At 68.3% G+C, this 24119-nt stretch carries 22 protein-coding genes and 2 pseudogenes; 15 read left to right on the top strand and 9 right to left on the bottom strand.

Annotated elements, in window-relative coordinates:
- Nucleotides 1–63 precede the first annotated feature (63 nt).
- Together FB157_RS43620 and FB157_RS43615 are read left to right on the top strand one after the other, a co-directional pair.
- On the top strand, nt 64–1344 hold the full coding sequence (locus tag FB157_RS43620; protein WP_145886844.1) for a hypothetical protein: 1281 nt from the start codon (nt 64–66) through the stop codon (nt 1342–1344).
- Nucleotides 1341–2471, top strand: coding sequence for a hypothetical protein (locus FB157_RS43615; RefSeq protein WP_145886842.1), 1131 nt, complete (start codon nt 1341–1343; stop codon nt 2469–2471). The genes FB157_RS43620 and FB157_RS43615 overlap by 4 nt, the downstream gene beginning before the upstream one ends.
- Nucleotides 2472–2759: 288 nt before the next feature.
- Here the strand turns inward: FB157_RS43615 and FB157_RS43610 are convergent, their stop codons facing one another.
- From FB157_RS43610 to FB157_RS43595, 4 genes are all read right to left on the bottom strand, one after another.
- Nucleotides 2760–3293, bottom strand: coding sequence for a kinase (locus FB157_RS43610; protein WP_186581947.1), 534 nt, complete (start codon nt 3291–3293; stop codon nt 2760–2762).
- Between the two features lie 69 nt (nt 3294–3362).
- A complete protein-coding gene (locus FB157_RS43605; protein ID WP_186581944.1) occupies nt 3363–5378 on the bottom strand; it encodes an ATP-binding protein in 2016 nt (671 codons plus the stop codon).
- A 99-nt stretch (nt 5379–5477) separates the two neighbouring features.
- Nucleotides 5478–6041 (bottom strand): hypothetical protein, encoded by a 564-nt coding sequence (locus FB157_RS43600; protein WP_261386935.1) that lies wholly within the window; start codon nt 6039–6041, stop codon nt 5478–5480.
- Nucleotides 6042–6189: 148 nt separating this feature from the next.
- Nucleotides 6190–6867: an HNH endonuclease family protein gene (locus FB157_RS43595; protein WP_145886838.1), complete on the bottom strand. Its 678-nt coding sequence runs from the start codon at nt 6865–6867 to the stop codon at nt 6190–6192.
- 283 nt (nt 6868–7150) lie between these two features.
- Between FB157_RS43595 and FB157_RS43590 the strand changes: the two are divergent.
- Nucleotides 7151–7957 (top strand): annotated as a pseudogene (locus FB157_RS43590) (PP2C family protein-serine/threonine phosphatase); the annotation flags it as partial.
- A gap of 68 nt (nt 7958–8025) precedes the next feature.
- Here the strand turns inward: FB157_RS43590 and FB157_RS43585 are convergent.
- Nucleotides 8026–8643, bottom strand: coding sequence for a TetR/AcrR family transcriptional regulator (locus FB157_RS43585; protein WP_145886836.1), 618 nt, complete (start codon nt 8641–8643; stop codon nt 8026–8028).
- Nucleotides 8644–8800: 157 nt separating this feature from the next.
- Here FB157_RS43585 and FB157_RS43580 point away from each other — a divergent pair, with 157 nt between their 5' ends.
- The 7 genes from FB157_RS43580 to FB157_RS43550 all read left to right on the top strand — a co-directional run bounded on the left by FB157_RS43580 (nt 8801) and on the right by FB157_RS43550 (nt 13235).
- Nucleotides 8801–9709: an NADP-dependent oxidoreductase gene (locus tag FB157_RS43580; protein WP_145886834.1), complete on the top strand. Its 909-nt coding sequence runs from the start codon at nt 8801–8803 to the stop codon at nt 9707–9709.
- A gap of 143 nt (nt 9710–9852) precedes the next feature.
- Entirely contained in the window at nt 9853–10194 is a 342-nt protein-coding gene (locus FB157_RS43575) for a helix-turn-helix domain-containing protein (RefSeq protein ID WP_145886832.1), read from the top strand.
- A 20-nt stretch (nt 10195–10214) separates the two neighbouring features.
- Complete coding sequence (locus tag FB157_RS43570; RefSeq protein WP_145886830.1) at nt 10215–11015, top strand: alpha/beta fold hydrolase; 801 nt, start codon at nt 10215–10217, stop codon at nt 11013–11015.
- A gap of 218 nt (nt 11016–11233) precedes the next feature.
- Entirely contained in the window at nt 11234–11815 is a 582-nt protein-coding gene (locus FB157_RS43565; RefSeq protein ID WP_145886885.1) for a TetR/AcrR family transcriptional regulator, read from the top strand.
- Between the two features lie 418 nt (nt 11816–12233).
- Nucleotides 12234–12482, top strand: a complete 249-nt coding sequence (locus FB157_RS43560) for a helix-turn-helix domain-containing protein (RefSeq protein WP_186581943.1) — start codon at nt 12234–12236, stop codon at nt 12480–12482.
- Nucleotides 12479–12661, top strand: coding sequence for a hypothetical protein (locus tag FB157_RS43555; RefSeq protein WP_222441023.1), 183 nt, complete (start codon nt 12479–12481; stop codon nt 12659–12661). The genes FB157_RS43560 and FB157_RS43555 overlap by 4 nt, the downstream gene beginning before the upstream one ends.
- Nucleotides 12662–12695: 34 nt before the next feature.
- The gene (locus FB157_RS43550; protein WP_145886826.1) at nt 12696–13235 is read left to right on the top strand and encodes a hypothetical protein; all 540 of its coding nucleotides are present in this window, start codon (nt 12696–12698) and stop codon (nt 13233–13235) included.
- Nucleotides 13236–13344: 109 nt separating this feature from the next.
- Here the strand turns inward: FB157_RS43550 and FB157_RS43545 are convergent, their stop codons facing one another.
- Nucleotides 13345–14583: a replication-relaxation family protein gene (locus FB157_RS43545; RefSeq protein WP_261386940.1), complete on the bottom strand. Its 1239-nt coding sequence runs from the start codon at nt 14581–14583 to the stop codon at nt 13345–13347.
- A 593-nt stretch (nt 14584–15176) separates the two neighbouring features.
- Nucleotides 15177–16028 (bottom strand): helix-turn-helix transcriptional regulator, encoded by an 852-nt coding sequence (locus tag FB157_RS43540; RefSeq protein ID WP_145886823.1) that lies wholly within the window; start codon nt 16026–16028, stop codon nt 15177–15179.
- A 128-nt stretch (nt 16029–16156) separates the two neighbouring features.
- Here FB157_RS43540 and FB157_RS43535 point away from each other — a divergent pair, with 128 nt between their 5' ends.
- Nucleotides 16157–16357: a hypothetical protein gene (locus FB157_RS43535; protein ID WP_261386932.1), complete on the top strand. Its 201-nt coding sequence runs from the start codon at nt 16157–16159 to the stop codon at nt 16355–16357.
- A gap of 634 nt (nt 16358–16991) precedes the next feature.
- Here the strand turns inward: FB157_RS43535 and FB157_RS43530 are convergent.
- Both FB157_RS43530 and mobF read right to left on the bottom strand, forming a co-directional pair.
- Complete coding sequence (locus tag FB157_RS43530; protein WP_145886820.1) at nt 16992–17336, bottom strand: hypothetical protein; 345 nt, start codon at nt 17334–17336, stop codon at nt 16992–16994.
- Nucleotides 17333–18887: pseudogene (gene mobF, locus FB157_RS43525) on the bottom strand (MobF family relaxase); the annotation flags it as partial. The pseudogene mobF and the gene FB157_RS43530, both read right to left, overlap by 4 nt.
- Nucleotides 18888–19709: 822 nt before the next feature.
- Here mobF and FB157_RS43510 point away from each other — a divergent pair.
- From FB157_RS43510 to FB157_RS43495, 4 genes are all read left to right on the top strand, one after another.
- A complete protein-coding gene (locus tag FB157_RS43510; RefSeq protein ID WP_145886818.1) occupies nt 19710–20852 on the top strand; it encodes a hypothetical protein in 1143 nt (380 codons plus the stop codon).
- 250 nt (nt 20853–21102) lie between these two features.
- A complete protein-coding gene (locus tag FB157_RS43505) occupies nt 21103–22182 on the top strand; it encodes a site-specific integrase (protein WP_145886816.1) in 1080 nt (359 codons plus the stop codon).
- Nucleotides 22179–22505, top strand: a complete 327-nt coding sequence (locus FB157_RS43500; protein ID WP_145886814.1) for a helix-turn-helix transcriptional regulator — start codon at nt 22179–22181, stop codon at nt 22503–22505. Before FB157_RS43505 ends, FB157_RS43500 begins: the two co-directional genes overlap by 4 nt.
- Complete coding sequence (locus FB157_RS43495) at nt 22505–24109, top strand: hypothetical protein (protein WP_261386931.1); 1605 nt, start codon at nt 22505–22507, stop codon at nt 24107–24109. The genes FB157_RS43500 and FB157_RS43495 overlap by 1 nt, the downstream gene beginning before the upstream one ends.
- Nucleotides 24110–24119 lie beyond the last annotated feature (10 nt).

Here is a 24119-nt window from a genome sequence, read left to right as displayed (position 1 = left end):
GGCGGAGACGAGAGATGATGGCCGGCGGCGCCGGGACGCGCCGATCGAGGGGGCGAGGAGCTGATGGACAGATTCGACGAGGGGCTGCGCTGCCAGGACGTGCACGCAGGATTGCGGAACGTTGATCCGAATTCCGGAACTCTGGAACCGCTGATGGACACCCAGATGATCGGAATGGCCGCGAGCCTGGCCGCGCTCATACGGGGCCAGGAAGTCATCGACAACGCAGCCGCACTGCGCGCAGTAGCCGCGGAACAGCTGGATGTAAACCAGTTCGCCTTCGACCCGGTGGTCCTGGCCCTGGAAGATCTCGGGTTCGTGGAGGGCGTGCAGCGCTCCGGCGGCAAGATCACACGGTTCACCGAGAGCGTGCCCTACTACGACGATCTGTACGCCAGGCTTGGTGAGGCGTGGCGGAACCGGCGGCCCTCGGAAACCGAGGAGCAGATGGTGCGCTTGGTGGACTACCTAGCCGACGGGCCCGTGCCGCAGGAAGAGGTGGCCTCCAAGGTGGGTCTGGACTCCGCCGCGCTTCCCTTGCTGCTTGAGATCGGTGAGCGGGCGGAACTGCTCAAACGCATCCAGGTGCCGGACGGTGACGTCCTGTACTCGCCGTTCTTCGGATTCGAAAACCCCCAGGTGATCACCGAGTTGGTCCGTGATCACGGGAGCGACCAGCTGGCCGAGGCTTTCGCAGCCGTCCGCGGCGAACAAGGCTTGCCCGTTGTCGATACGCAGCCCTTGCTCCAGGACGCGATCGCGCGGGGCCTGCTGCTGGCGCCCGCCGTGCAGCGCCCGGACGGGACTCTTCAGCCGTTTGCCGCGTTGCCCTACATTCTCGATCGCGATCTGCTGCGCGGCCGCAAGCCGGTGCTGGACAAGGCCTTGGCAGTGCTGGCCTGCCTGCGCTGCGGTCAGCATTTCGGCGGTTATACCAGCCTGCCGGGGCATGCACTGGTCGACGTGATCGACAAGCTGCTCGACCCGAACCGAGGTTTCCTGCGTCCTCACGAGGCTCATGAGCGGCAGTACCGGCTGATCCACGCAGCGGGACTAGTGGCTTTCGATCCCGACCCCAAGCCCGGCGGCAATTGGGTAATGCCCCGCTTCATCGACACGCCAGACAACCGCGAGGCGCTGCGAATCGCCCGCGACCTGATCTCTTTCGGGGAGCAGATCGGCGGACGTGTGGGTGACGAGCAGGCACGTCAGACGCTGGCGCTGGGCCAGTCATTCACCGCACCAATGCAGACGATGTACCGCACGAGGGCCAAAGCGAAGAGCAGCCCGCGGCAATGGCAGGGCGTGGTAGACGCCGCCTTGGGAAGGGGACGCGCGCGATGACCGAACTCGACCTGGGGCTGAAGGTCGCATCAAGGCGGCTGCTATGGAGGATGGGGTACACCACCCGCTTGGACGTGCCGCTGCGCGGCGTCTCCAAGGCGGGTGCCTCATCTGCCACGCCTCGCGGTCAGCGTTCCAGCGGACCGGAGGCGTACACCGATCTGGACGTGCTCGGATACACGGTGGCCGGTGGCTTCCGCATGCAGAGCGCGATCGTGGACTGCAAGACTTCGAGCAAGGGGTCGACGAACCGCATGTTCTGGGTGCGGGGCGTGGCCGACTTCTTCGGTGCGGACGCCGCATACATGGTCCGAGAGCGGGACCTAACCGACGCTGCACGACAGCTGACGTCTCGTCTGAGGATTTCCGCACTGAACAGCGGCGAGGTCACACGTCTGGAGGAACTGCACCCGTGCGAACTCGGCTTGGGCACGGAGCCGCTGGCCTGGCTGTTCGATCCGGACAAGGCCACCACCGTGCTGCGTGCCTTCGGCGACCTGGACAAGCGGCTCAAGCCACTGGCGGACTACCGGGAGTTCACCTACTGGGTCACCGAGCCGTACCGCAATCCGATGCTATTGGTCGACGAGGTCACCGCAGCCGCCCCGCTCCTGGACGCACGCGTCCCCCAGCACCTGGCCCTCGTCTTGGACTGCGCCTGGCTGTACCTGCTCTCCCTCAGCCAAGCTGTGGAAGCCATCCGCGCCACCCATATCGCCGACCCCGACCGCGGACTGCAGGAATACCTCTTCGGAGGACCCGCCGGCCTGCGCGAAAAAGAGGGCCTGGCCCGCCTGCTGAAGACCGTCAAGGACAGCGGCGCGCTGCCCAGCGACGTCCACGTCGACCTGCTGCCCGTCTACTACCCCCGGCTACGCGAGCTGACCGTAAGGATCTTGGCCCGTCCCGACACAGTGCTGCCAGCCCTACGCATGCTGGAACTGGTCACCTCGGTAACCGCCCTGGGCGGGCGCATCGGGAAGCCCGAGGATATGGGCGGCCTGTTTGAGGAGGTTGCCGCCAAGCGCGCTGCAGACGTCGTGGGATTCCTCGTCGGCACCGCCGGCCTGGACAACGGTTTCCGGGCCCGCGCCCGCTCCCTACTCCTGGGAGAACCTATTTCCTGACGCTCACACAGGGGGGTTCCCCAACGGGCGGCGGCACCACCGCGTTGATCGGTGGTGCCGCCTTGTTCTTGCTGGAGGGGCAGCGCCCTACGGACAGGCGTCCGGCGGCTTCGTGCAGGACAACTTCGGTGGCATGCGCGGACGGGTTCCCGTCGACCGGCGGGTCGTCGGCCGTCCCGGTAGGTGGCCACAACGTGACCGCTGACGATCGTTGATGCGCCGCAGCGCAGGCCGTACCCGTGGTCGGCCTCATGGTCGGGGGGGCCGGCGCGTCGCGTAGTGCTCCGGTCAGCGGTCCACGGCGGGCAGGTGGGCCAGGCCGGTGTCGAGCATGATGCGGTCGACGGTCTCGTGCAGGGCGCTGTCCGGGCCGATGACGGTCTCGAGACCGCCGGGCAGCAGATCGCGCGGCCGGTACCAGTCGCGCAGCTGCGTCTCACTGACGTCGTCGGCGATCGGCTTGGTGGCGTGCCGAGCAAGGGTTTCGCCGAACGGCACATCCAGGTAGTAGCCGTGGGTCGGGCCACGGTGGTCGGCGCGCAGCTGGTCAAGCATGTCGCCGTAGCGATCGGCGTAGAGGATGCCTTCGACGACGACGTGGTATCCGGCGTCCAGGGCGTAGCGGGCGGTCAGCCCGATCAGGCCGATGTTCGCGGCGCCGGGCCGGTCCCGTTCGCGGAGCACGATGCGGCGGAGGTTGTCCTGGCCGACCACGGCCAGGCCGCGGCCGAACCTCTCGCGCAGGCCGGCCGCGACGGACGACTTCCCCGAGGCGCTGTTGCCGCGCAGCACGACCAGCCGGGTTTCTTCGGTGCCCACCATCACGGCGGTCACGCTATCGACGGCCAGTGACGGCGCCGCGGCGTTCCGGGGCACGTCGGCCCACGGTGATCAGACGGCAGGGTTGTGAGCTGCCCCAGAGCGAGGTGTGGGAACGGCTGTCGGGTAGCGCAGTTGGTCAGGGATGAGGTCACCGTGGCGCTGCCGGAGGTAGTCGAGGGCCTGTTCCAGGGAGGGGTTGTGGTCGATGCCGTTCTTGACGAACTCCAGGCGCTGCTTGGCTTCTCGCAGGATTTCGGACCATGTGCGCACCCAGACCCGGACGCTGGCGTGCTCGTATTGCGTGGGTTCGCTGTACAGGCCCTCGGGCTTGTTGGCCTGACGGACGGACGGCTTCAGCCTGTCCTTGATCGAACGGACGACGAGGTAGAAGTCCCAGGTGGTTTCGACATTGGCGAAGCGGGGCTCGTTGAGGACGGCCTGCATGTAGTCGTCGACTTGGTTGGCCTGTTCGCGGTCTGCGTCGACTTTGGGCGCCTTGAGCTCGATGACGAGGTGTCGCACGCGGTCGTGCTCGTGGCTTTCGGCGGAGAGCATGAGATCGACTCGCCGGGTGCTGCCGTCGACCGCGTGGACGGGCCCGTCCGGGGTGGGGTCCCAGCCGACGGCGCGCCGGTGGTGATCCAGCACTCGGGTCAGGCCGATCTCACTGCTGCGCATCATGTTGAACTCTTCGCCGAACACCCACAGCTCGCGTTCGAGGATCTTGTGGAGATGATCACGTTCCTTGACCGCTCCGTAGGTCTCCACGTCGAAGACCAGGTGCTCGAGGGCGGTCAGGAACTGAAGCCGTGAGGTGACGATCGATGATGCGCGGATGATGTTGGACAGGCTCGTCTGCTGGAGGAGACCGTGCAGGTGGCTGACGTCGTCACCACTCAGGCTCAGGACCTTCTCCAGGATCTCCACCATCTCGTCCGGGTTGTGGCGGAGGGAGTTCTGCAGCAAGGACAGCGTGAGCCGCTTCTTGGTCCTGTCGCCCGTGATGTGGCGGTTGATGGAGGTCGCGACCAGGTCGAATGTCGCCTGTTCGGCACGGGCCTGGTCACCTTCGGCGTGGCGCGGATAGGGGTAGACGCCTTCCTCGATCCACCTGTCCACGAGCTGGCGGCGCTGGCGCCGACGCCGTTCTTCGAGACGGCCGCCGATCCAGTCCCGAGCGACACGAAACAAGGGTGCCAGGGGCGTGTCACCACCCAGCATGATCAAGGGGATCTCGTTGCGGTGCTGGGGCATGGGTTCCCACAGCACGTAGGCGGTGTAGGAGAAGTCGGTGTGCTCAACGGAAGCGTCGATGCTCTCTACAGGGGAACTGGCGGCGTCGCACAGGGCGATGGTGCGTTCCGTGCCGGTGCGCCAGTGGATTAGGCGGACAGCGATCGAGTGTGTCTGCCCGTCGTACTCGAATGTCAGGTCCTCGGAGTGTTCTTCCTCCTGGATCTGGGTGCGTGGGTCGATCCGCTGGCCGTCGTAAGTGACCCGGACATCGGTCCAGGTCAGGAGATAGGGCGCGAGAGCTGCCGTGATCTGGGCGACGGCTTTGGGCTCCAGCAGCCGAAGGAGGTGGCTGGACTGCTTCCCCCACAGTTCAACCTTCGTGCCGGGCCGGTCGGTCTCAGGTGCTGGCTGTGAGTCGATGCTCCACGTCGTCCGTCTGCTGATCTCGGACTCGATCGTGGTGCGCATCAGGCGGCCATCGACTGCACGGGCCGTGCTTGTCCACCGTGTTGAATTGCCCAGAGCGAAGGCCCGCAGCCGCCCGCGGCCGGCCTTTCCGTGCAGCGGCCGCTTCAGCCGTTCTGTCGTGCCACCCATGCGCTTGTCGGAGTTTCCGACCTGCTTGAACGCGGTTCGTGCCTTCTCCGGTGAGATGCCGTCGCCAGTGTCGGTGACTACCACCTTGTCCACGCCCTCGGTGGCGGATCGCTCGATGGTCACGTCGACTTCGTTGGCGTCGGCGTCAAGAGAGTTCCACACCAGCTCAAGCACGGCCTTGACCGCCTCCCGCTCATGCGAGAGCTGCCGAACCAGGTCGTCCCCGGCTTCCAGAAGTACGTGATCCGCCATAACAGCGCATCTTTCAGCAGACCGGAACGCATTGTCCATCCCGCATCAACGCCCCGTAACCTTGCGCGCTGTGCTGCCCGGCATCGCCGCGTCACGGGCCTACGGAGACGTGCTGCGGCGCTGCAGGTCCCCGGCCCACTCCCGGAGTTGGTCTTCGATGGTGAGATTGTCGCCGCGGGCTAGGGTCTGGAGCAGCTGGGCGTACACGGTCGCTTCGGCGGCGAGACCGGCTGGACTGCCCAGGGTGGGGAAGGCGTCGTGGACGCGAGCGGCGGTGTCCGGCTGGAGCAGCGAATAGCCGTAGAGAGTGGCGGAGTCGAACCCCTCCGGAGCTTGTCCCCATCCCTCCCAGTCCAGCAGCCGCAGGGGCGCCGTGACGTTAGCCCAGTGCACATCCGCATGGGCACATGTCCAGCAGGTCACGGCCGCGGCCGGAATCCTGAGGAACTCGGGGATCGCCCGGTCCATGTACTGCTGCCGTACGGCCACGCGCCGGGTGTCGACGGCCGACACCTTCTCCAGCGTCCCGGTGGGGTCGGCCCACCAGGAGTTCGGCACCTGGAGGTTGTGCTGAAGGATCGGGTCGTCGGGCAGGACCGGCGGATCGACGCGCACCGACAGCTCCGCCCGGTAGGCGGTGGTGTCGTCGAAGGCGTCGTGCACGCCCAGGAGCGCGGGCTGGTGCCCGTCGAGGTCGCCGAAGGGGGTGGCACGGCTCCCTGATCGACCGCAGCGCCCGCTGATCGTGCCAGAGACGCGCCGGGCCCGGTCCTCCGATGGAAGTGCCGGGCCATGGCGGGCACGAACCGAGTCAGCGGGCCTGGGTGACGGTGATGGGAGCGTCGGGGCAGTCGTCAAGGACAGCCGCCAGGGCGGCCCGCTCCGCGGGATCGACGCTCAGGCCCCAGCGGATCTTGTCCGCGACCCAGTCGGTGACGTACTGGCAGCGGTAGCCGGCGGCCGGGGGAAGCCACGTGCTTGGGTCCTGGTCCGCCTTCGACCGGTTCGAAGCAGCCGACACCGCGATCAGCGCCCGGGCATCCCCGAGGTCGTTGGCGTAGGCCTCCCGCTCCTTCGCGCTCCAGGCGTAGGCGCCTGAGTCCCAGGCCTCGGCGAGCGGGACCAGGTGGTCGATGTCCAGGCCGCTGGGACCCTGGATGTAGCGGTCGTCGTAGGGGGAGTACCACTCCCCTCCCGTCAGCACGCACCTGGCGCCCTGCGCCGGGGCGATGACCGCTTCGGCCTTGAGGACTTCGGCGCGGGTGTTGCAGCCGTCCTTGTCGGCGTCGATCCAGTGCTTGAACTTGGTGCGCTCGTATCCGGTGCGGTCCTCGGCCTGGACGGGCAGGCCAGCGAGGGCGTCCCGGACGGGCAGGGTGACGGTCTCACCGGGCGCGGCAGCAGCCGGACTTGGCGCGGCGTTGGCGGTCGTCGGGATGAGGAGAGCAGCGAACACGGCCACCGCGGCGCCGGTACGGGCGAAACGCACGAGCAGGAGTCCTCTCGAAGATCACAGCAAGTTGTGATCTTCGTAGCGGCCTCTGCCCTCGCCCCGCACATAGAACGATTGCGGCTCTACCCGATCGGGCGGTAAGTCAGATGGTCGCCACGCACGGTTTGCCGCTGTGCGCGGGTGGCACCCACGAGCAGGAGTACGGAATGCAGCGAGTGCCGTCGTCGCTGTCATCAGCAGGGCCGACACTTCACTGCGCGCACGTGGGCCGGGCGCGCCCGTGCCTGCAGTGCGCTATGGCGCTACTGCTCCGCTCGTCGCGATGGGTGAGCGGGAGGCGATGGAGGCCGAGCTGTACGCGCGGGCCCGCGACCTGCAGCGGCTGAACGAGGAACTGCGCCAGGCCCACGCCCGGGATCGCCAGGTCGCCGTCACCCTCCAGGAGGCCATGCTCCAGTCCCCGGACCTGGCCCGGCACCAGGATGTCGCGGTGCGCTACCTGCCCGCCGCCGGATCACTGAACGTGTGTGGCGACTGGTACGACGTGGTTGACCTGCCCGACGACGGTTTGTTCGCCGTCGCGGTCGGCGACGTCGTCGGCCACGGCCTGGACGCCGCCGCCGTCATGGGCATGCTCCGCAGCGCGCTGTCCGCCGCCATCCGGGCGCTTCGCGAGCCCGCCCCGGCGATGGAAGTGCTGGGCCTGTACGCGCGCTCGGTGGAAGGAGCGCTGGCCACCACCGCGGTCAAAGCCGTCATCAACACCCACGGCCGTCACATCATCTACAGCATCGCCGGCCATCCCCCACCGGTCCTAGCCCACCCCGACGGCACCTTTGACCTGCTCGACCAGGCCACCGATCCACCGCTGGGGGCCCGCCCCACCCACGTTCCCCGTCCCCAGGCCGCTGTGCCCTACACCCCCGGCGACACCCTCGTGCTCTACACCGACGGACTCATCGAACGCCGCGGCGAGGACATCGACGTAGGCCTTGACCGGCTCACCAACGTCCTCACCCGCTATGCCCGCCTTAGCCCCGAACGCCTGGCCGACGCTCTGCTCGCCCGCCTCGGCGTGGCCGGCGGCGGGCGCGACGACATTGCCCTGGTGGTGATCCGCCTCTAGATCGTTCCCTGCTGCCACCGGCCGTTCCGTTGTTCGAGGCCGGCAACATTCGAGGCCGGTAACAGCTGTCAGGTTCCGGTCGAGGCGTGCGGCTGCGGGAGCGCTCCGGAGCGTTCCAGGGTGGTGAGCCACTGGGTGACGACGGCGTCGATAAAGGTGTCGGTGACCTGGCCGCGGTCGAGGAAGAGCCGGGCGAGGACGGGCCCGTAGAGCATCGTGTACTCGTCGTCGCTGATCTGGACGCCGGACGGTTCGAGCAGTTTGTTCAGCGCCGCGTGCCGGTCCTGGCCGATGCGGACGAGGGCCTGGGCGCTGTCGGGGTCGTGGTCGGCCTGGGCGGTGACGGCGAGGACGGCGGTACGGATGGCGGGGTCGCTGATGCCGTTGCGCAGGCTTGTCAGCCAGGCGGTGGCCACCGCGCGCACGTCGCTGCCCGGTTCGGGGTAATCGCCGAGGTCGGGGCCGTCGAGGATGAGGTCGAAGAGCAGGGCTGCGCGGTTGGCCCAGTGCCGGTAGAGGGTCTGGCGGGTGACGTCGGCCCGCTCGGCGAGCAGGGCGTAGGTGAGTCCGGTCGGTCCGACCTCGGGCAGCAGCTCACGCGCGACGGTGAGGATGCGGGCGCGGGTGCGCTGGACGCGCGGGTTGCTCAGGGCCGGCTGGCGGCGGTGAACGGGCGTGAAGGACATGAGGCCATCCTACCTAAGAATCATACATTACGTGTGATGAGGGCCACGGTCGCCGAACTTCGCCAATCACACGTTGTGTGTGATACACAGGAAGAGCAATCACACGCACTGAATGATTCAGGGTGTGTGCAGTTTCCCTTCCCTGTGGGAGTTCCTGATGTCCACTGCGATCACTTTCTCCGAGTACGGCGCGCCCGGCGTGCTGACGCTGTCGGAGGTCCCGACGCCGGAGCCGGGACCGGGCCAGGTCCGCGTCCGGGTCCGGGCCGCCGCCGTGAACCCGATCGACGTGCGGATCCGCGCGGGGATGATGCAGGGCGTCTTCCCCGTCGAGTTCCCGATGGTCCCGGGCTGGGACGTCGCCGGTGTCGTCGACAAGGTCGGTGAGGGCGCGAGCTTCGCTGTCGGCGATGAGGTCTTCGGTGTCGCGGCGGTCGGCGGTTACAGCGAGTACGCGCTGCTGGACCGGCCGTTCGCCAAGCCGGAGGAGCTGTCGTTCGAGACCGCGGCCGGCCTGATCACCGTCGGCGAGGCCGCCTACCGAGCCCTGGAGCATCTGGGAGTCGGGGCGGGCCAGACCCTGCTGATCCACGGTGCGGGCGGCAGCGTCGGCACCATCGCGGTGCAGCTGGCCGCCGCCCGCGGTATCGCCGTGGTCGGCACCGTCGCCGAACAGGACATCGAGCGCGTCAGCGGCCTCGGCGCCACCGCCGTCCCCTACGGCGAGGGCTGGGTGGAGCGGGTAAAGGCCGCGACTCCGGGCGGGGTGGACTTCGTGTTCGACGCCTCCGGCGCGGGCGTACTCGCCGAGTCCGTCACCCTGGCCGGCGACGCCGGCCAGGTCATCACCATCGCCGACCCCTCCTTCGCCCAGCACGGGGTGCGCTTCACCGGCATGGACCCGGCCGACCGCTTCCCCGAGGCCCTGCCGCAGCTGGCCAGCCTGATCGCCGCCGGCAAGCTCGACGTCCCGGTGTGGCGCGCCTACCCCCTGGCAGAGGCCGCGCAGGCCCACGCCGACGTCGAGGCCCGCCGCAACGAGGGCAAGGTCGTCCTCCTTCCCTGACCCCGCAGCCGCCGCCCCGCCGTACCCCCTGCGGCGGGTGAGGCGGCCATGGGCCGCGGCCGGGGCACGCCCGGACCGGCTGCGGCCCCGTCCGAAGCGTCCGCGACACCACCTGTCAGCCACGAGACGAGAGCGGAAAGCTGATGGCAGCCTGCACCACCCTCCCGCCACTGACGGCGGACGCGGACCTGGCCGCCGCGTTCGAGGTCCTCGGCCAGAAGTGGAACGGCATCATCCTCCACACCCTGGCCACCCGGCCCGCCCGCTACGGCGAACTGCACACCGCCATCCGCCACATCAGCACCAAGATGCTCGCCGCGAGGCTGCGTGAACTCGTCGACGCCGGGCTGGTCACCCACGCCCAACTGCCCCCCGGCCCTGCCACCTACACCCTCACCGACCACGGCCGGGCCCTGCTGCCCGCTCTGGAACACATCCGCACGTGGTGGCAGCAGCGCATCCCCACCACCCCACCCCTGTCTTGACCCTCAAGGAGCGATCCGCCATGTCAGCTCGCCATCTGCCCGAGCCCACCTTCGCCCGCACTCGCCTCGGCTCCGGCCCCGGCCTGCTCCTCGCCCACGGCGCCGGCAGCAGCCTGATCAACACCTACGGGCCCATCCTGGACCAACTGGCCGCCCGCCACACCGTCGTCGGCATCGACTACCCCGGCAGCGGCGACACCCCCCGTTCCACCACGCCGCTATCGGTGGACGACCTGGCCGACCAGCTCGTCGCTGCGGCCGACGCCGAAGGACTCGACCGCTTCGCCCTGTCCGGTTTCTCCCTCGGCGGCCCGGTCGCGATCCGCGCCGCCACCCGGCACCCCGAGCGCGTCACCGCGCTCGTGCTGACCGCCACCTTCCCCCACCGCAGCAACCGCCTCGCTCTCGCCTCCTCCGTGTGGCGGAAGATCGCTACCTCGGGCGACCAGCAGATGCTGGCCGAGTTCCTCGTCATGATGTCGCTGGGCACGCAGGCGCTGGAGTCGATGCCTGCCGAGCAGCTGCAGCAGACCCTGGGCTTCGCCGCCGCCACCGCCGCCGACGGCACCCCCGAGCACGCCGACCTCGTCGGCCGGGCCGACGTCCGCGAGGACCTGGCCGGCATCACCGTGCCCACCCTGGTGATATCGACCACCGACGACTGGTTCACCTCGACCGCGCTGCACCGGCAGATCGCCGAGACCATACCCGGCGCCGAACTCGCCGAACTCGCCACCGGCCACCTGCCCATGGTCGAACGCCCCGAGGGATGGCTGCGCCTGATCACCGACTTCCTCGCCAAGCACCACCCGTCGGTCTGAGGAGACCCTCCACCGCCGCACGGCGCTGACAGCGGCATAGCGTCCGATACCCGCAGACGCCGATGCACCGTCAGTTCCGTCCTGGGTGCCTGCTCGGCCTCGGTCCGGGCCCGGGCAGGCACCCAGGTCCCATCCCCGACACACCAGACCGAGCCACCTGTCCCGACGCTGCCGCCGGCACCGTGGAGTGGTCTCCGGAGCTCAAAGTGAAATCCGACATGCGACACCCCGCCACCGAGCGTTCCGACGCAGCCCGAAACCGGGCCCGTCTGGTGGAAGCAGCCGCTCGACTGGTCGCTGAACGAGGAGCCGAACATGTGACCATGCAGGCGGTCGCGGAGGAAGCCGGGGTCGGGAAGGCCACGCTCTTCAGACGGTTCGGCGACCGCAACGGCTTGCTCCTCGTCCTGCTGGGCGAAGCGGAGACACAGTTCCGGACTGCCTACACCGCAGGCCCACCTCCCCTGGGACCTGGAGCACCCGCCGCAGCCAGGCTGACCGCCTTCGGCAACGCGCTGATCGACCGCACAGCAGCAGACTCCGACCTCGGCATCGCCCTCGGCCGCCAGCTTCCCCTCGAAATGCGCTGCGCATCCGACACGGGGAAGGACTTCCACCGTCATGTCTCGTCACTTCTACGGGAGTCAGGCGCGGACGGCGATTGCGACATGCTCGCTTACGCACTGCTCGGCTTTATGAGCATCGAAGTGTTGGACTTCTTGCGGCAGGAAGGCGCGGTACCTGCAGCCCGCCTGCAGGCCGCCTGGGAAGACCTCGTCCAACGCCTGGCGCGGCCGTAGTGAGCCACCTGCCAGATCTCACCGAGCGTGACGCCCGGAGACGCCGCACCCGCGCCGATTGCGCATCAACCGCCGACAGCTCCACGCCGCCGCACTGCGCACATTGGCAATACCGCAAGTCGAAGGCCCGCCTTTGCTAACAAACTTGCGGATCCTAGATACGGGCAAACCGCGCCAGCAACTGCCCCACACCCAGCTGTCGGTGACGGCGAGGCTCACTGCGCGGTCCGCCCAGGAGCTTGATCTGCGGCAGTGGGAGCCCTGCCGGGGCGTGCGTCACACTCAGGCAGCGTGACCAGTCCCGCGGGCACGCGGCCCTGGCTTACCCAGACTGTCGTGTGAGGGCTCAGGACATAGTTGACGTGATGTTCTCAGGACACTCTTGACATTTTCTGATGGCACTTCAGATGCTTCGGGTGTGACTCAGGAGGCGGAGAGCCCGCAGCAGGGCGACTGGTTGGTCGAGCAGAGGTACCGGGCGGTGCTGGAGGTACTCGACGGTTCGCCGATCACCGAGGTCGCCCAGCGGTACGGGGTCTCCCGGCAGTCGGTCTACACGTGGAAGGCGAAGTACGCCGCGGGTGGCTTCGAAGGTCTGAGGGAGGCATCCCGTCGGCCGCGGACGCCGTCAGCGTCGAGCGCAAGGTCCCTACCGACGGCGTCGTGATGGTGGCCCGCCAACGCCTGCGCGTCGGTCGCACCTACGCAGGCCGGATCGTCACCATCTATGTCGAGGACACGCACTTCCGCGTCACCTGCGAAGGCGCTGAGATCTCACTCCACGCCCGCAAGGACCAGCACCCGGTGACCCGCTGGAAGGCCAAGATCCACGCGCCGAAACTCTGAGCATGCCAATACGACGTGTCCTACGTTGATCGGCATGAGCACGTCCAGACGGGCCTACCGCTATGTCGGGCCTCACCATGTGATCGCAGCCGTCCAGTCAGCGGACAGCGGTGCCGCGATCCGCACAGCTGCCGACTTCGCGGACTGGGCAACGGCCCAGACCGCCGAGGAACTGGGCGAGCCGTTCACCTTCGTCATCGGAACGGACGGTGTCCTGCGGCTGGCCCCACGCCGCAGCGAACACGTCGCCTGCGCGAGCGGCGGCCGAGTGCTGAGCGCCGGCGAAATCAGCTTCTCCACCGAGGCCGGACGCTGGGCGGTGAACGAGGTCAGCAACCAGTCGACCGGCTATTGCCCGGACGTCACCTCGTGGCCGGCTGTGGCACGGGCGCTGGATCAAGCTGACCTCGACCACCCGGACTACTTCACCCACGCAGTGGTCTTCCGACGGTGTCCCACCTGCCAGGAACACAACATCGTGCGAGAGGGCCACTTCGTCTGCGTCTTCTGCAACGCAGATCTGCCCCAGCGATGGAACGTCGATCCGAACCTCGGAAACTCAGACGGGCCCTGACCAGTACAGACTGCCACCGGCTCGGCCGACGAGCTTCGGGCCTCGGCTGCCCGGTCATGTCCAGTAAGTCTTGAGCCTGTCAAGGATCTGATGAGGCAAAAGTGTCAACTCAGTCCTGAGACCTCACACCACACCCAGACCAGGTACGGCGGCGGAACAGGCCCCGGCGGGACTTGCCCGGCTCCTGATCGTGGTTGTCCTCCGGTTCCGGCGGCGCGGCGGCCTGGAGGCGGGCGGCTTCGGCGGCGGCTTCCTTCCGGGCGACGTCGTCGGCGTGGCAGCTGGCGCACGCAGACGGGTCACCGGCCTTCCAGGCACCGCCGCGCGCGATGGTCTGCTCCCATCGTTCGTCGGTGAACTTCGCCCCGCACCGCTTGCACACCGGCCGCCGTGCCTCCCGTTCAGCGGCCTGGCGCTGCTTCTCTTCCGCTTCGGCGCGGGCGGCCTGGCGGCGGTAGAGGACGTCGCCGTCGGGATTGTCGAGCGCGGCCGACAGTGTCTGCTCGCCCTCGCGGCCCAGCCGCCGCCACACCGCTGCGCCCGCGCCGTGCTCCTGAAGCTGCTCCAGGGTGGTGACGAGGACGGGCACGGCCTGACCGTAGTCCCGGGCGGTGATGCCCCGGTGGTAGGTGTCATACCGGCGCGGCGCCCAGTAGCGGCGGCCCGCGCTCTCGAGCACGGCGACCGTGTTGGCGACCTTCGCGGCCGTGGTGTCCGCGAACACGAACGCCACCGGCGCCAGGCCCTCCCGGCCGGTCGGCGGGTAGACCCGGCGCCACAGCCGCTTCTCGTGGTCGACGTGCTCGATCGCGTCCGGCCGGGAGCGGGCCAGGTACGCCGTGTGCTTCTCCGCGTCCGGCGGCAGCAGCCGGCCCCACTGCCAGTACCGGCGCAGCTTGTGCACGAGCTCGTGGGCGTCCTCGGTGCGGCGGTCGATCTCCAGCAGCATCACCGGCACCCCGGCGGCCGGCGCCCGCACCACCAGGTCCGCCCGCTGCACGTACCCGTTGCCGAGCTGGTGCCCGACTTCGGTCTGGAAGCCGAGCCGGTGGCCGATCCCGGCGCGGTGGAGTTCGGCGGCCGTCGAGGTAACCGCCGCGGCGTGGTCGTCGTAGCCGGTGCCGAGCAGCTCCCCGGTGTCCGGGTCGTACTCCTCCTTGCGCAGCACCGAGATCCGTATGCCCTTCGACTCCAGGAGCTTCTTCGCCTCGCGGTGCCCTCGGGCGGTGAGTACCCATACCTGTCGCTGGTCGTCCTGGACCGATTCGATCCTCACCAGGTGGTGGTCCTGAAGATCCAGGAGGTTGTCCCGCGTGAGCTTGTCGTGCTGGTTGTCCGGGCGGGTCAGCTTCCATAGCTGATCGGGCGTTGCCCTCTGAAAGATCCCCAGCGCTTGCAGCAGCTCCCTGCGTCGAGGCTCGGTCGAAGTCCTCCTGTGCTTAGGGCGCCTTTGGATATGAGGGTTGTCGGACCTGCGTCGACCCCCTGATCGCCGGGCCTGACCTGGGGAAACGCCCGGAGCCTGACGATGGGGCGCGGAGGGGGTGATGGAGGGGTCTACGGAGGGGGCCTTCCGGGCCCGGACAGGGGTCTGCTCAGGCTCGCCGACGGTACTTGCCACAGGGTGCTCCTGGAGGGTGGGCGGGCCGATCCCGCCGTGCACCTTGTACAGGTTCGGTTTTCGGCTCCCGTGTGACGCCGATCTTGAAATACCTGTCGGCCGTAACCGCATCGTGATCAACGTTGTCTGGTGACAGCGAACCTGGACTGATTGCCACCGAAGTCGGACCTGGGGTCGATCGTGACAGCGAAGTTGGACCGTCGCAGGTCAGCCCTGGAACGGTGATCCACCAGCCGCAGCGCCCAGCTGCGCCTGGTGGCATCAGACGCGCCGCTCCTGCGGGGGTCCGGCCCACAGGAGTGGCGGCGGTCAGCCGGCGGTCAGCCGGCGGTCAGCCGGATCGCGTGGAAAGCCCGGCTGAGGCGCTCCGCCTCCTCGAGCATCTCCCTCTGTTCGGCGGTGGGCAGTTCCGCCCGGCAGTAGTTCTTCACCTCGGCCCGTAGCTCCTCGGGCATGTCAAGGGCATCGCTGAGATAGAACAGTTCGGTCCGCGCTTCGTCGAGGTCCGGAGCCGCTGGCCACGCCATCGCCGCGAAGAGGGCGATGCCCTGCAGGAGCTTGCCGAACTCGAACCAGCGGAACTCGGCGCGTGTGGTCCGCTCCTCCACCAGACCAACCACTCCCTCCACTACGCGCCCACACGCGATCAGGATGTCCCGGCCGGGAGGGTCGATCTGCTCCAGCAGGGTCCTGATCTCACGCAACTGTGCAGTTTCGGCCTCGCTCAGGCCGACCCGGCGAAGTGAGCCGAGGAAGTCCTCGAACCGACCGGACGCGGTCAGTTGGAGCGTGAGAGCACTGCCGACGGCGGACCCAGTCTGGAAGAGGGCCAGCAGACGGTCCTCGGCGGGCGCCGGGGCCGGCACGGCGGGCCGCCCGACAACTGCGTTCCTGAGGGGGCGCTCCGCTCTCGCGGCACCTTCGCCTTCCCCAGCCGCGATCCGCCGCAATTCATGTAAGGCGTTCACGTCCATACCCAACGCTCTGCCCAGTGCCTCGACCGTGCTTTCCCTCGGTACAGCCCCGTTGGAGAAGTTGTAGAGGGTGGTGCGACTCACCCCCGCCAGGCCGGCTAGTTGGGCTGCTGTCAACCGCCTGTTGATCCGTCTCTCGTGCACTCGCCTGCGTAGCTCGACGAGAGCCTCCTCGGGCCCAGGATTCCCCGTGCTCATTCGCCCCCCAGCGTCGGGTGTCCAGCAGCAGTGTCCAGGTGTACAGCTTTGTCCATGTGAACCTCGTTCCACACCGGTTCCAGGAAGGTCGGTCACGTCAACGCCCCGACCTCTGCTTGGAGATCGCCGTGAACCGCATCGTCGTCGTCCTGCTCACCATCGCTCTAGTCGTCGTGCTCGCCCTCTTGGTCGGCGCTGCCGCGGGCGTGCTCGCCCGCCTCGACGGCGTCACCTACCCCGCCGCCGTAGCCCGCGCTTGCGCAGCCTTCGCCGCAGTCCTCGCCCTTGCCGCCGCCACCGCTGGCGTGCTCGCCCAGGTCCTGATCTGATGCTGCGGCAGTCCAGCTCCCGGCTTGGTCCCGGACCGACACCCTCGTCGGTTCGGAAATGATGCGCACCCCGAGCCGGTCCGTGCGCACCCGGTGCGCCTGTCCATCGTGTCGTGCGCACCGGGAACGGTGGTGGTGCGCACGGCGCGCATCGGGTGCGCGCCACCGCCGGGAGGTGCACCGCGTCGCGCGCATCGTGCACCGCACCAGACATCGCGGTGCGCGCCACCGCACCGCATCAGGTGCGCGTTACGCGGCGGCGGGCCCTCTATCACACACCCCCTTGACCGCGACCTGATCGGTGGCCGGGACGTGTTGTGCCAAGGGGAAACGTATTAGGTGGCGAACCTGGATCAGGGGAAACGCGCGCCCGGCCGGACCTGGTCAAGGGATGGCTGGGCGGTGCGCGCACCGGTGCGGTGCGAGACATCGCGTGCGGTGCACCGAGTGCGCGCGCGAGTGCCGGGCATCGTCGGGTGGTGCGCGCCGGGTTCGGTGGCGGACATCGCGGTGTGCACCAGAGTGGAGTCCATCGTCATCCGGTGCGCACCAGAGTGGACTCCACCCGATGTCATGCATCACCACCGGATGCAGAACACTGTGCGGTCCACTCGGTGGACCATGCCCGGCATCGTCACCACAGCCAGGCGTTGGAGTGCCGTACCCGGGACAGGGCGCGCGCATCGCGGCGCGCGGCGGCGTTGCCGATCCGGTTCTGCCGGGAGCGGGGCCGGCGCGATTGCCCGGCGATGAAGCGGCGGCGTCCGGCGTCCTGGAGCCGCCGTCGTTGCTTGCGCAGCTCCGCTTTCTTCTCCCGGTCGCTCTTCGGCTTCCGGGGCCTCTTCCAGACCGGCTCCCACGCCAAGGGCTCATCGAGTTCCTGGGTCTCAGCGAGCGCGGCGGCCATCTTCTTGGAGGCGGCACGGGCGCGGGCGAGAGCGGCCTCAAGGCTGTTGGGTTGTTCTTCCGGGGTGCTCACGCGACTCCTCCTGTGGTCCGGCCCGGTGCGTGCAGGGTGCCGGGCTGCTGGGTGTGCGGCGGCGGGGTCGTCGCTGGGGCGGGCTGAGGTCGAAGGTCGTGGACGGCACGCTCCCGGGCGCCTTCCTGGACCATGGCGAGGGCGGCCTCGGCGAGCGTCCGGCGGGTCTGCTCCACCGTGGCGACGTCGGTCGGCTGTTCCGGAACGCGGCCGCCCTTACGGTCCGAGTGGAACGGCCGCGGGCGCGACCTCGGGGCGGAGGGCACGGCGACGGTGCGCGGCCGGGTCCGGGAGCCCAGGCGGTCCGCGCGACGCTCCGCCTGGACCCGGACCCTCAGCGCGTCGGCGGCGAGGCGAGCCCGCTCGTACGGCAAGGCGGACCGGTTGCGGGTCAACGGGCGCAGCACGGCCTGGTCCTCGAGGTCGCGCGGGTACAGCGCGCGCAGGTCGGCGGTCATCATCCGTCGGCCAACCGGGCGGGTGTAGTCATCGATCGCCGTCTGCACGATCAGTTCGTCCAGGCCGGGCTGGTGGTGTCGACCGCGCAGGGTGTAGGAGAGGTGGCGACGGGCTTCGGCGAGCAGATGGTGGCGCTTGAAGGCGCCGCGCATCACGTACACCACGGCGACGGTGTCGACGGCGGCCAGCGCTATGTCGACCACCGGCCGCACCCGCGCCCACACCGCCGCAGCCGCCGCTCGCGCCCGCTCCGCGAGCCGGTAGACGGTGCAGGCGCCGAACGCCCGGATCGCTGAGGCCCGCCATCGCTCGCGCAGCTCGGACAGCGACTGCGGCACCTTCCGCTTCGGCGGGCGCGTCCGGTCGGCGGCCTGCCGGTCCAGCGCGTAGGCGGCCCGCTCCCCCGGCGGGTGCCCCTGCCTCTCCTCGTAGTCGGCCACGAGAAGAGGCAGCGCGTCCTCGACCTGCTGGCGGCGGGTCGACTGCCAGCCGATCAGCCGTTGGTCGATACCCGCGATCTCCATGACCGGCCGTCGGCCGGGCGTCACCTCGCGCGGCTCCCACGCCCACCCGAGCCGGGCGGACACCTCCTCCATGAAGTACAGGGAGTAGAGGGTGCCGGCCGCGACGATGTGCTCCAGCATCGAATCTGCCGACAGGTTGCCCCACGTCCCCTTGGCGTCCGGCCGCCGAGCGCGGATTGACACCACCGCGTGATCGTGGAGCAGCGGCTTTCCGGCTCTGGACTCGTAGTGCCACCGCGACGATCAGCCCGTCCCGGATGGGCTTGCGGTGCTTGCCACCGCTCCCCCAGCGGATCTGTGCGACCGAGTCCAGCCGCGCCAGCGTCTTGTCCCGGGCGAGGTCCTGGCACAGCTCCAGCACCAGGCGGTGCTCCTCACTGAGCAGCGCCCACGCGATCTGTGCCGTCGACGGCGCCCGGAACACCAGGTCCATGGCCAGCCAGGGCGACCGCGCCTTGGCCTTCTCAGTCTCCTCCGACTGGTTGTGCTCGATGGGCCTGCCCAGAACAGTCGCCCGTCGAGCCTTCGCCGGACCGTCGCCCGCCTCCAGGCGCCCGCGCCGGACTCGACATCCGGCCCACCGGGCACAGCCCCCGCCGCGGCCTGGTCACCGAGTCCTCCCGCGCCGGCAACCCCGACGCCGTGGCCGAGCGACAGGGCGGATGGGCCCCGGGCTCCAAGGTCATGCGCCGCTACCGCGAGGAAGACGACGGGTTCAAGGAGAACGCCCTGCACGGGGTGCTGTAGCACGCGGTGGACCGGATCGCGACTTCCACCAGGCGCGTATGCCGGAGACCGAGCGGCACGCAGCGGCAAGTGCGCGCAGTACCCGGCTCGCTTGGCACCCGCTTGCTCCGCGTCCGTGCCGCCGCGCGTAGTTGAGCAGTGCCGCCGTGACTTGCCGGCGCCCGAATGCGTACAGCGCGGGCTCGATGAACCAACGGCAGAAGCAGGGGTCAAGGTCGTAGACGGCTGCGGCCATCAACGATTTCGTGCCCCCGCAAGCACGGCTTCGTGGCGGACGATTCCCTACCCTTCAAGGCTGACACCCTCGGATGACGTCCGCACTGGAGGCTCGCTCTGCGAGACGTGCTCTTACGGGGCGGAACGAAGTCGACCGGTGGGCGAGCCGCTGCCGCGGGTGGCTGCGGCGAATACGCGGTGACGGCGCAGCCCTTCTTCAAGATGCGCGTCGCGTACTCCAAGTGGATAGGCTTCGCAAGGAGGTTTAGCATGATTGTGTGCGCCTTGCACGGTTGGGCTCTTCCCGGGCCCCGCTCCGAAGGTGAACTCAGGATCTTCTCTGCAGCACGTCAGCGATCTCTCGAAGCGGGTGCGTAGATGCACGTCGAGTCGCGTCAGAGTGTGCTCGCGGATTGAGGAGGGCAAGATGGGACGCCTTTTCCCCGTGCCAGATTCGGAAGTGTGCTTCGGCACAGCAGAGTTCACGATCGACCCAACAGGGCCAACACCAAGGTTGGAGCTATGGGAGCGTCAGGTCCCCTTCGATCTCGTCCCCCCGCTCCAACCGCTCCCGCCGTTTAAGAAGACCGGGATTTTCTCATCCACAACCACGCTCACAAGAAGCGTGCCGAAAGGAACACTCTTCCAAGCACGTCTCTTCCGCGAGCTTGATGGGCCCAACGGCCCCTTGATCGGAAAAGTGGATATCCCGTCCCTTCTCGAAAGTAATCGCGCCAACTTCCTCACAAGTTGCGCCGAAGGGCACGTTCCGCAGCTGCAAATCACGCCCGGAGGAACGTTCGTTTCGACTGCGATCGCCTCCAGCGTCCCCACGAAAGCCCGCGTGCAGCTCAGCACCAATATCCCCAACCTCGACGGTGGGATACCCTTTTTCGATCCGGAGGAAAAGGTCGCCAGCACGGTCTCGGACACTGCGCAGATCCAGCACAATTTGACACTGCTGGATGAACTGACCGAGCCGGAGATCATTGGCCATACCCCGCTGCTAAGTGGTCAGGGGCTGTTCTTCGTGATCTTGGCATGGGACTCTCTTGGGCACTTCGACTACGTCTGGAGTTCAAAGGGGCCTGCTCCCGCAACCCAACCCGAGAGCATCAGCACCAAGCAGCGCGTTGTCAGCGCTCGGCTCTCACAATTGTTCTGCTTCGACGACAGTGATGATGCGTCCGACGGTGAGGCGTCCTTCAGATTCATCGTCGCCGGCGACACGGGTGCGGCTTTCAAAACCATCAAATGGGAACCGATGGAATCTGGGAGTCGCAGGGCCGTAAGCGGAGGCGAGAGCGACGTCACACTCAATCCACCGGATACGGCAGGAAAGGTAACCGTCCGTGTTGAGGGCGTGGAGGACGACAGTGGCAGCTTGTTTCCCGACAGCAACGACACGGCCACCGCCGGCGAGGACAGCGGAACGCCCCTCCCGTTGCCTGTCGGACCAGCTGACGAGCAGTTCACGGACCGACTGCTGACGCTCGACAGTCATCCGACGTCGAATGGTGAGTTGCTCAGTTTCTCGGCCGACGTCGTATTCTCGGTCACGTACATCTGACGAGGTCGTCTTCAGCTTGTCGATCAGGCTCTCGACGTGCTCCGTTCCTTGTAGAGATCGGTGTCGTGGCGTGTGTTGTGTGCGACATCCCGTGAGTTCTTCTGAGCCTCGCTGAGTCCCTGGCCTCGTGGTCAGGGGGTTCTTCCTCCTTCGGGTGCTCTGTGACCTTGTGACGTAACTTCGGGATTCTTGAAGCGTTCTCACCTCGTCCGACCGATCCGCAGTCGGGCCGAAGGCGAGGAGGCTCGGGTTGGCGGCGCTGGCAGTTGTACGGGACCTGCGTGAGCACTGGGCACCCGCGTCGGCGGAGGAGCTGGAGCGGTTCGAGACCGACGTACTGTCCGGGTTCGTCCTTGCGCGGGCCTCAGCTGGCCTGGCGGACGGCACGATCCGTGGGGACGTCGGGCACCTGGACCAGATCAGGTCCTGGTTCGGCCGGCCCTTGTGGGACATGGAGCCCGCTGACGCTGACGCGTACTTCGGGAAGGTGCTGCGGAACTCTCCCAGCGGCACCCGGCTGGCACGGTCGCAGGCGCTGACGACGTACTTCATGTTCCTGGAGCTGCGGCACAAGGTCGAGCTCCACCGGATGACCGGCCGGGTCGTTGAGTGCCCGATCGACGAGATGAACCGGCCGCGTGGGGCCAAGGACGCCCACCTACGGATCCCGCCGAGCGAGCCGGAGGTCGGGACACTGTTCACGGGCTGGGGCGGCGAGCTGGCGACGTGCCGCAAGTTCGCCCCTACCGCCAGGAACTACACCGCCTCGAAGCTGATGTCCCAGGTCGGCCTGCGGGTGAGCGAGGCATGCAAGCTCGACCTAGCCGACATCAAGTGGGACCTGGGCCGCTTCGGCAAGCTCCACGTTCGCCACGGCAAGGGCGCCCGTGGATCGGGGCCGCGTGAGCGGATGGTGCCGCTGATCAACGGCGCCGACCGGACGCTTCGGTGGTTCATCGAGGACGTCTGGGGCCAGTTCGACGACGATCACACACGCCCTGGTGCCCCGCTGTTTCCCTCCGAGCGCAAGAGCACCGATGGCTCCTCCCGCCGGGTGGGCGACGACGCCCTGCGAAGCGGGCTCAAGGACGCGGCCAAAGCGCACCTGCCGGGGTGGGGCGAGACGCTGACTCCGCACGTCCTGCGGCACTTCTGCGCGTCCCAACTCTACGGAAACGGGCTTGATTTGCTCGCAATCCAGGAGGTTTTGGGGCACTCCTGGATCGCCACGACCATGCGATACATCCACGTCCAGCAGACCCGGGTTGAAGACGCCTGGGTCGCCGGGACGGAACGGGCCGCGAAGCGGCTGGAAGGACTGGTCCGATGAGGTGGAACCTACGGCTGACCGCCGCGAACAAGGGCGTTTGGAAAGCCTCCGAGCTCCAGCGGAGCCTGGCAGAGCACGGCCTGGTGATCTCGGCAGGGAAGATGTCCGGACTGTGGTCCGGCCAGCCCGTCTCACTCAAGCTGGAGGACCTGGACGTCATTTGCGTCGCCCTCGGCTGCGAGATCAGCGATCTACTGATCCCCGAGCCGGAGAAAGTCCGGCGCCCCGGCGAGGAGACCGGCCAGCAGGCCGCCGTTGCGGCTGGCCTGGCTCCGGTGGTGGTTCCGCGTCGCCGTGACGGCCGGTCTCTGCCGCCGATGTGATGGCCTACGTTCTGCCGGCGGGCAAGTGCAAACCGCCAGCCAGTTGCCCGACCTGCTTCGGCTGGGGCGTGCTGCCCGGCCGTGCCTGCGGCGCATGCGAGAGTTTCCGCCGCAACGAGGAGCCAGCCGAGTGCAGCGGCTGTCGGCGAACAGTGCGGTTGAAGAAGGGGTACTGCCGTCTGTGCTGGCATCAGGCAAGCCAGGAAGCCAAGGGACAAGTCACCGTGCTGGAGCCCTACTTGGAGAAGGTTCAGCATCATCAACTGTTTTTTACCAACCTCCACCGTCCGCGTCAGCCCGGCCCTCCCAGAGGTAAGCAGGGACGACGTCGGGGGCGCCCGCGCCACCCCGACCCGGCCCCTGCCCACCGGCCGCTCTCCGGCTGGCTCCAGCCACCGCTGTTCGAGGCCCGCCGAGATTTCACCCGGTTCAATCGCCAGGAACATGCCCGGCTCGACAACCCGTGGCTGGCCTGGGCCCGGCATACCGCACATCGTCTCGGCGAAGCGCACGGCTGGCCTCGCGGTGTCCGCCTCGACGTCGGCCGAGCCCTGGTCATCGTGCTGTCCGGCCATGTCAGCGGCGAAGTCGTGCGGCACTCCGAGATCTTCCCGGCCCTGCGATCCCGCGGGCTCAGCGTCAAACGCACAGTGGAAGTACTCGCCAACATCGGCGTCTTCCAAGACGACCGGACGCCGTCCTTCGAACAGTGGCTGGAGCGCAAGCTCGACGGCATCGCACCCGGAATCCGCCGCGACGTGGAGCACTGGGCCCGCCTCCTGCACGACGGTGGCCCCAGGTCCCAGCCCCGCGACGAGGCCACGGTCTGGGGCTACCTCAACCGGATCCGTCCCATCCTGCTGGAGTGGTCTGCCCCCTACGGCCATCTGCGCGACGTGACACGCGACGACGTCCTCACCCAGCTCGATGCCCTCCACGGCAGCCAGCGACGGCACACGCTCATCGTGCTGCGGTCACTGTTCGGCCGAGCGAAGAAGAGCGGCACCATCTTCAAGAATCCGACCAGCCGCATCCGCGTCGGCCAGCACGAGTACGGCATCCTCCAACCCCTGGAGCCCGAGCACGTCAACAACTCCGTTGCCGCGGTCGCCAAGCCGGCGGACCGGCTGGTCCTCGCGCTCGCCGCAGTGCACGCCGCGCGATCCGGTGCGATCCGGCGCCTCCAACTCGACGACCTCGACATCGGCAATCGCAAGCTCGTGATCGACGGCCGGGTCCGGCCTCTGGACGCGCTGACACTGCACGTCGCCCGCGAGTGGCTGGACCACCGACGCTGCCGCTGGCCCGACACCGCTAACCCGCACCTGCTGATCAACAAGTTCACCGCCTTGGGCACCGGCCCGGTCAGCGCGGTTTCCCTGACCACACCGCTTCGCGGCCAGGCCGCCACCCTGGAACAGCTCCGTGTCGACCGGCAGCTCGAAGAAGCCCTCTCCCATGGCCCCGACCCCCTCCACCTCGCCGAGGTCTTCGGGCTCGATGAGAAGACCGCGATGCGCTACGCGGACTCCGCACGAGCCTTGCTGGTACAGGCCTCTGAACAGCAACTTCGACGAAATCAGCTCGACCAGGACGCCCCGTGAACGGAATCAT

Origin of the sequence: Streptomyces sp. BK340 (assembly GCF_007827595.1) — a bacterium.
Lineage (GTDB): Bacteria > Actinomycetota > Actinomycetes > Streptomycetales > Streptomycetaceae > Streptomyces.
Note: the sequence above shows the minus strand (reverse complement) of the source record. Positions and strands in the feature narration are given on the sequence as shown.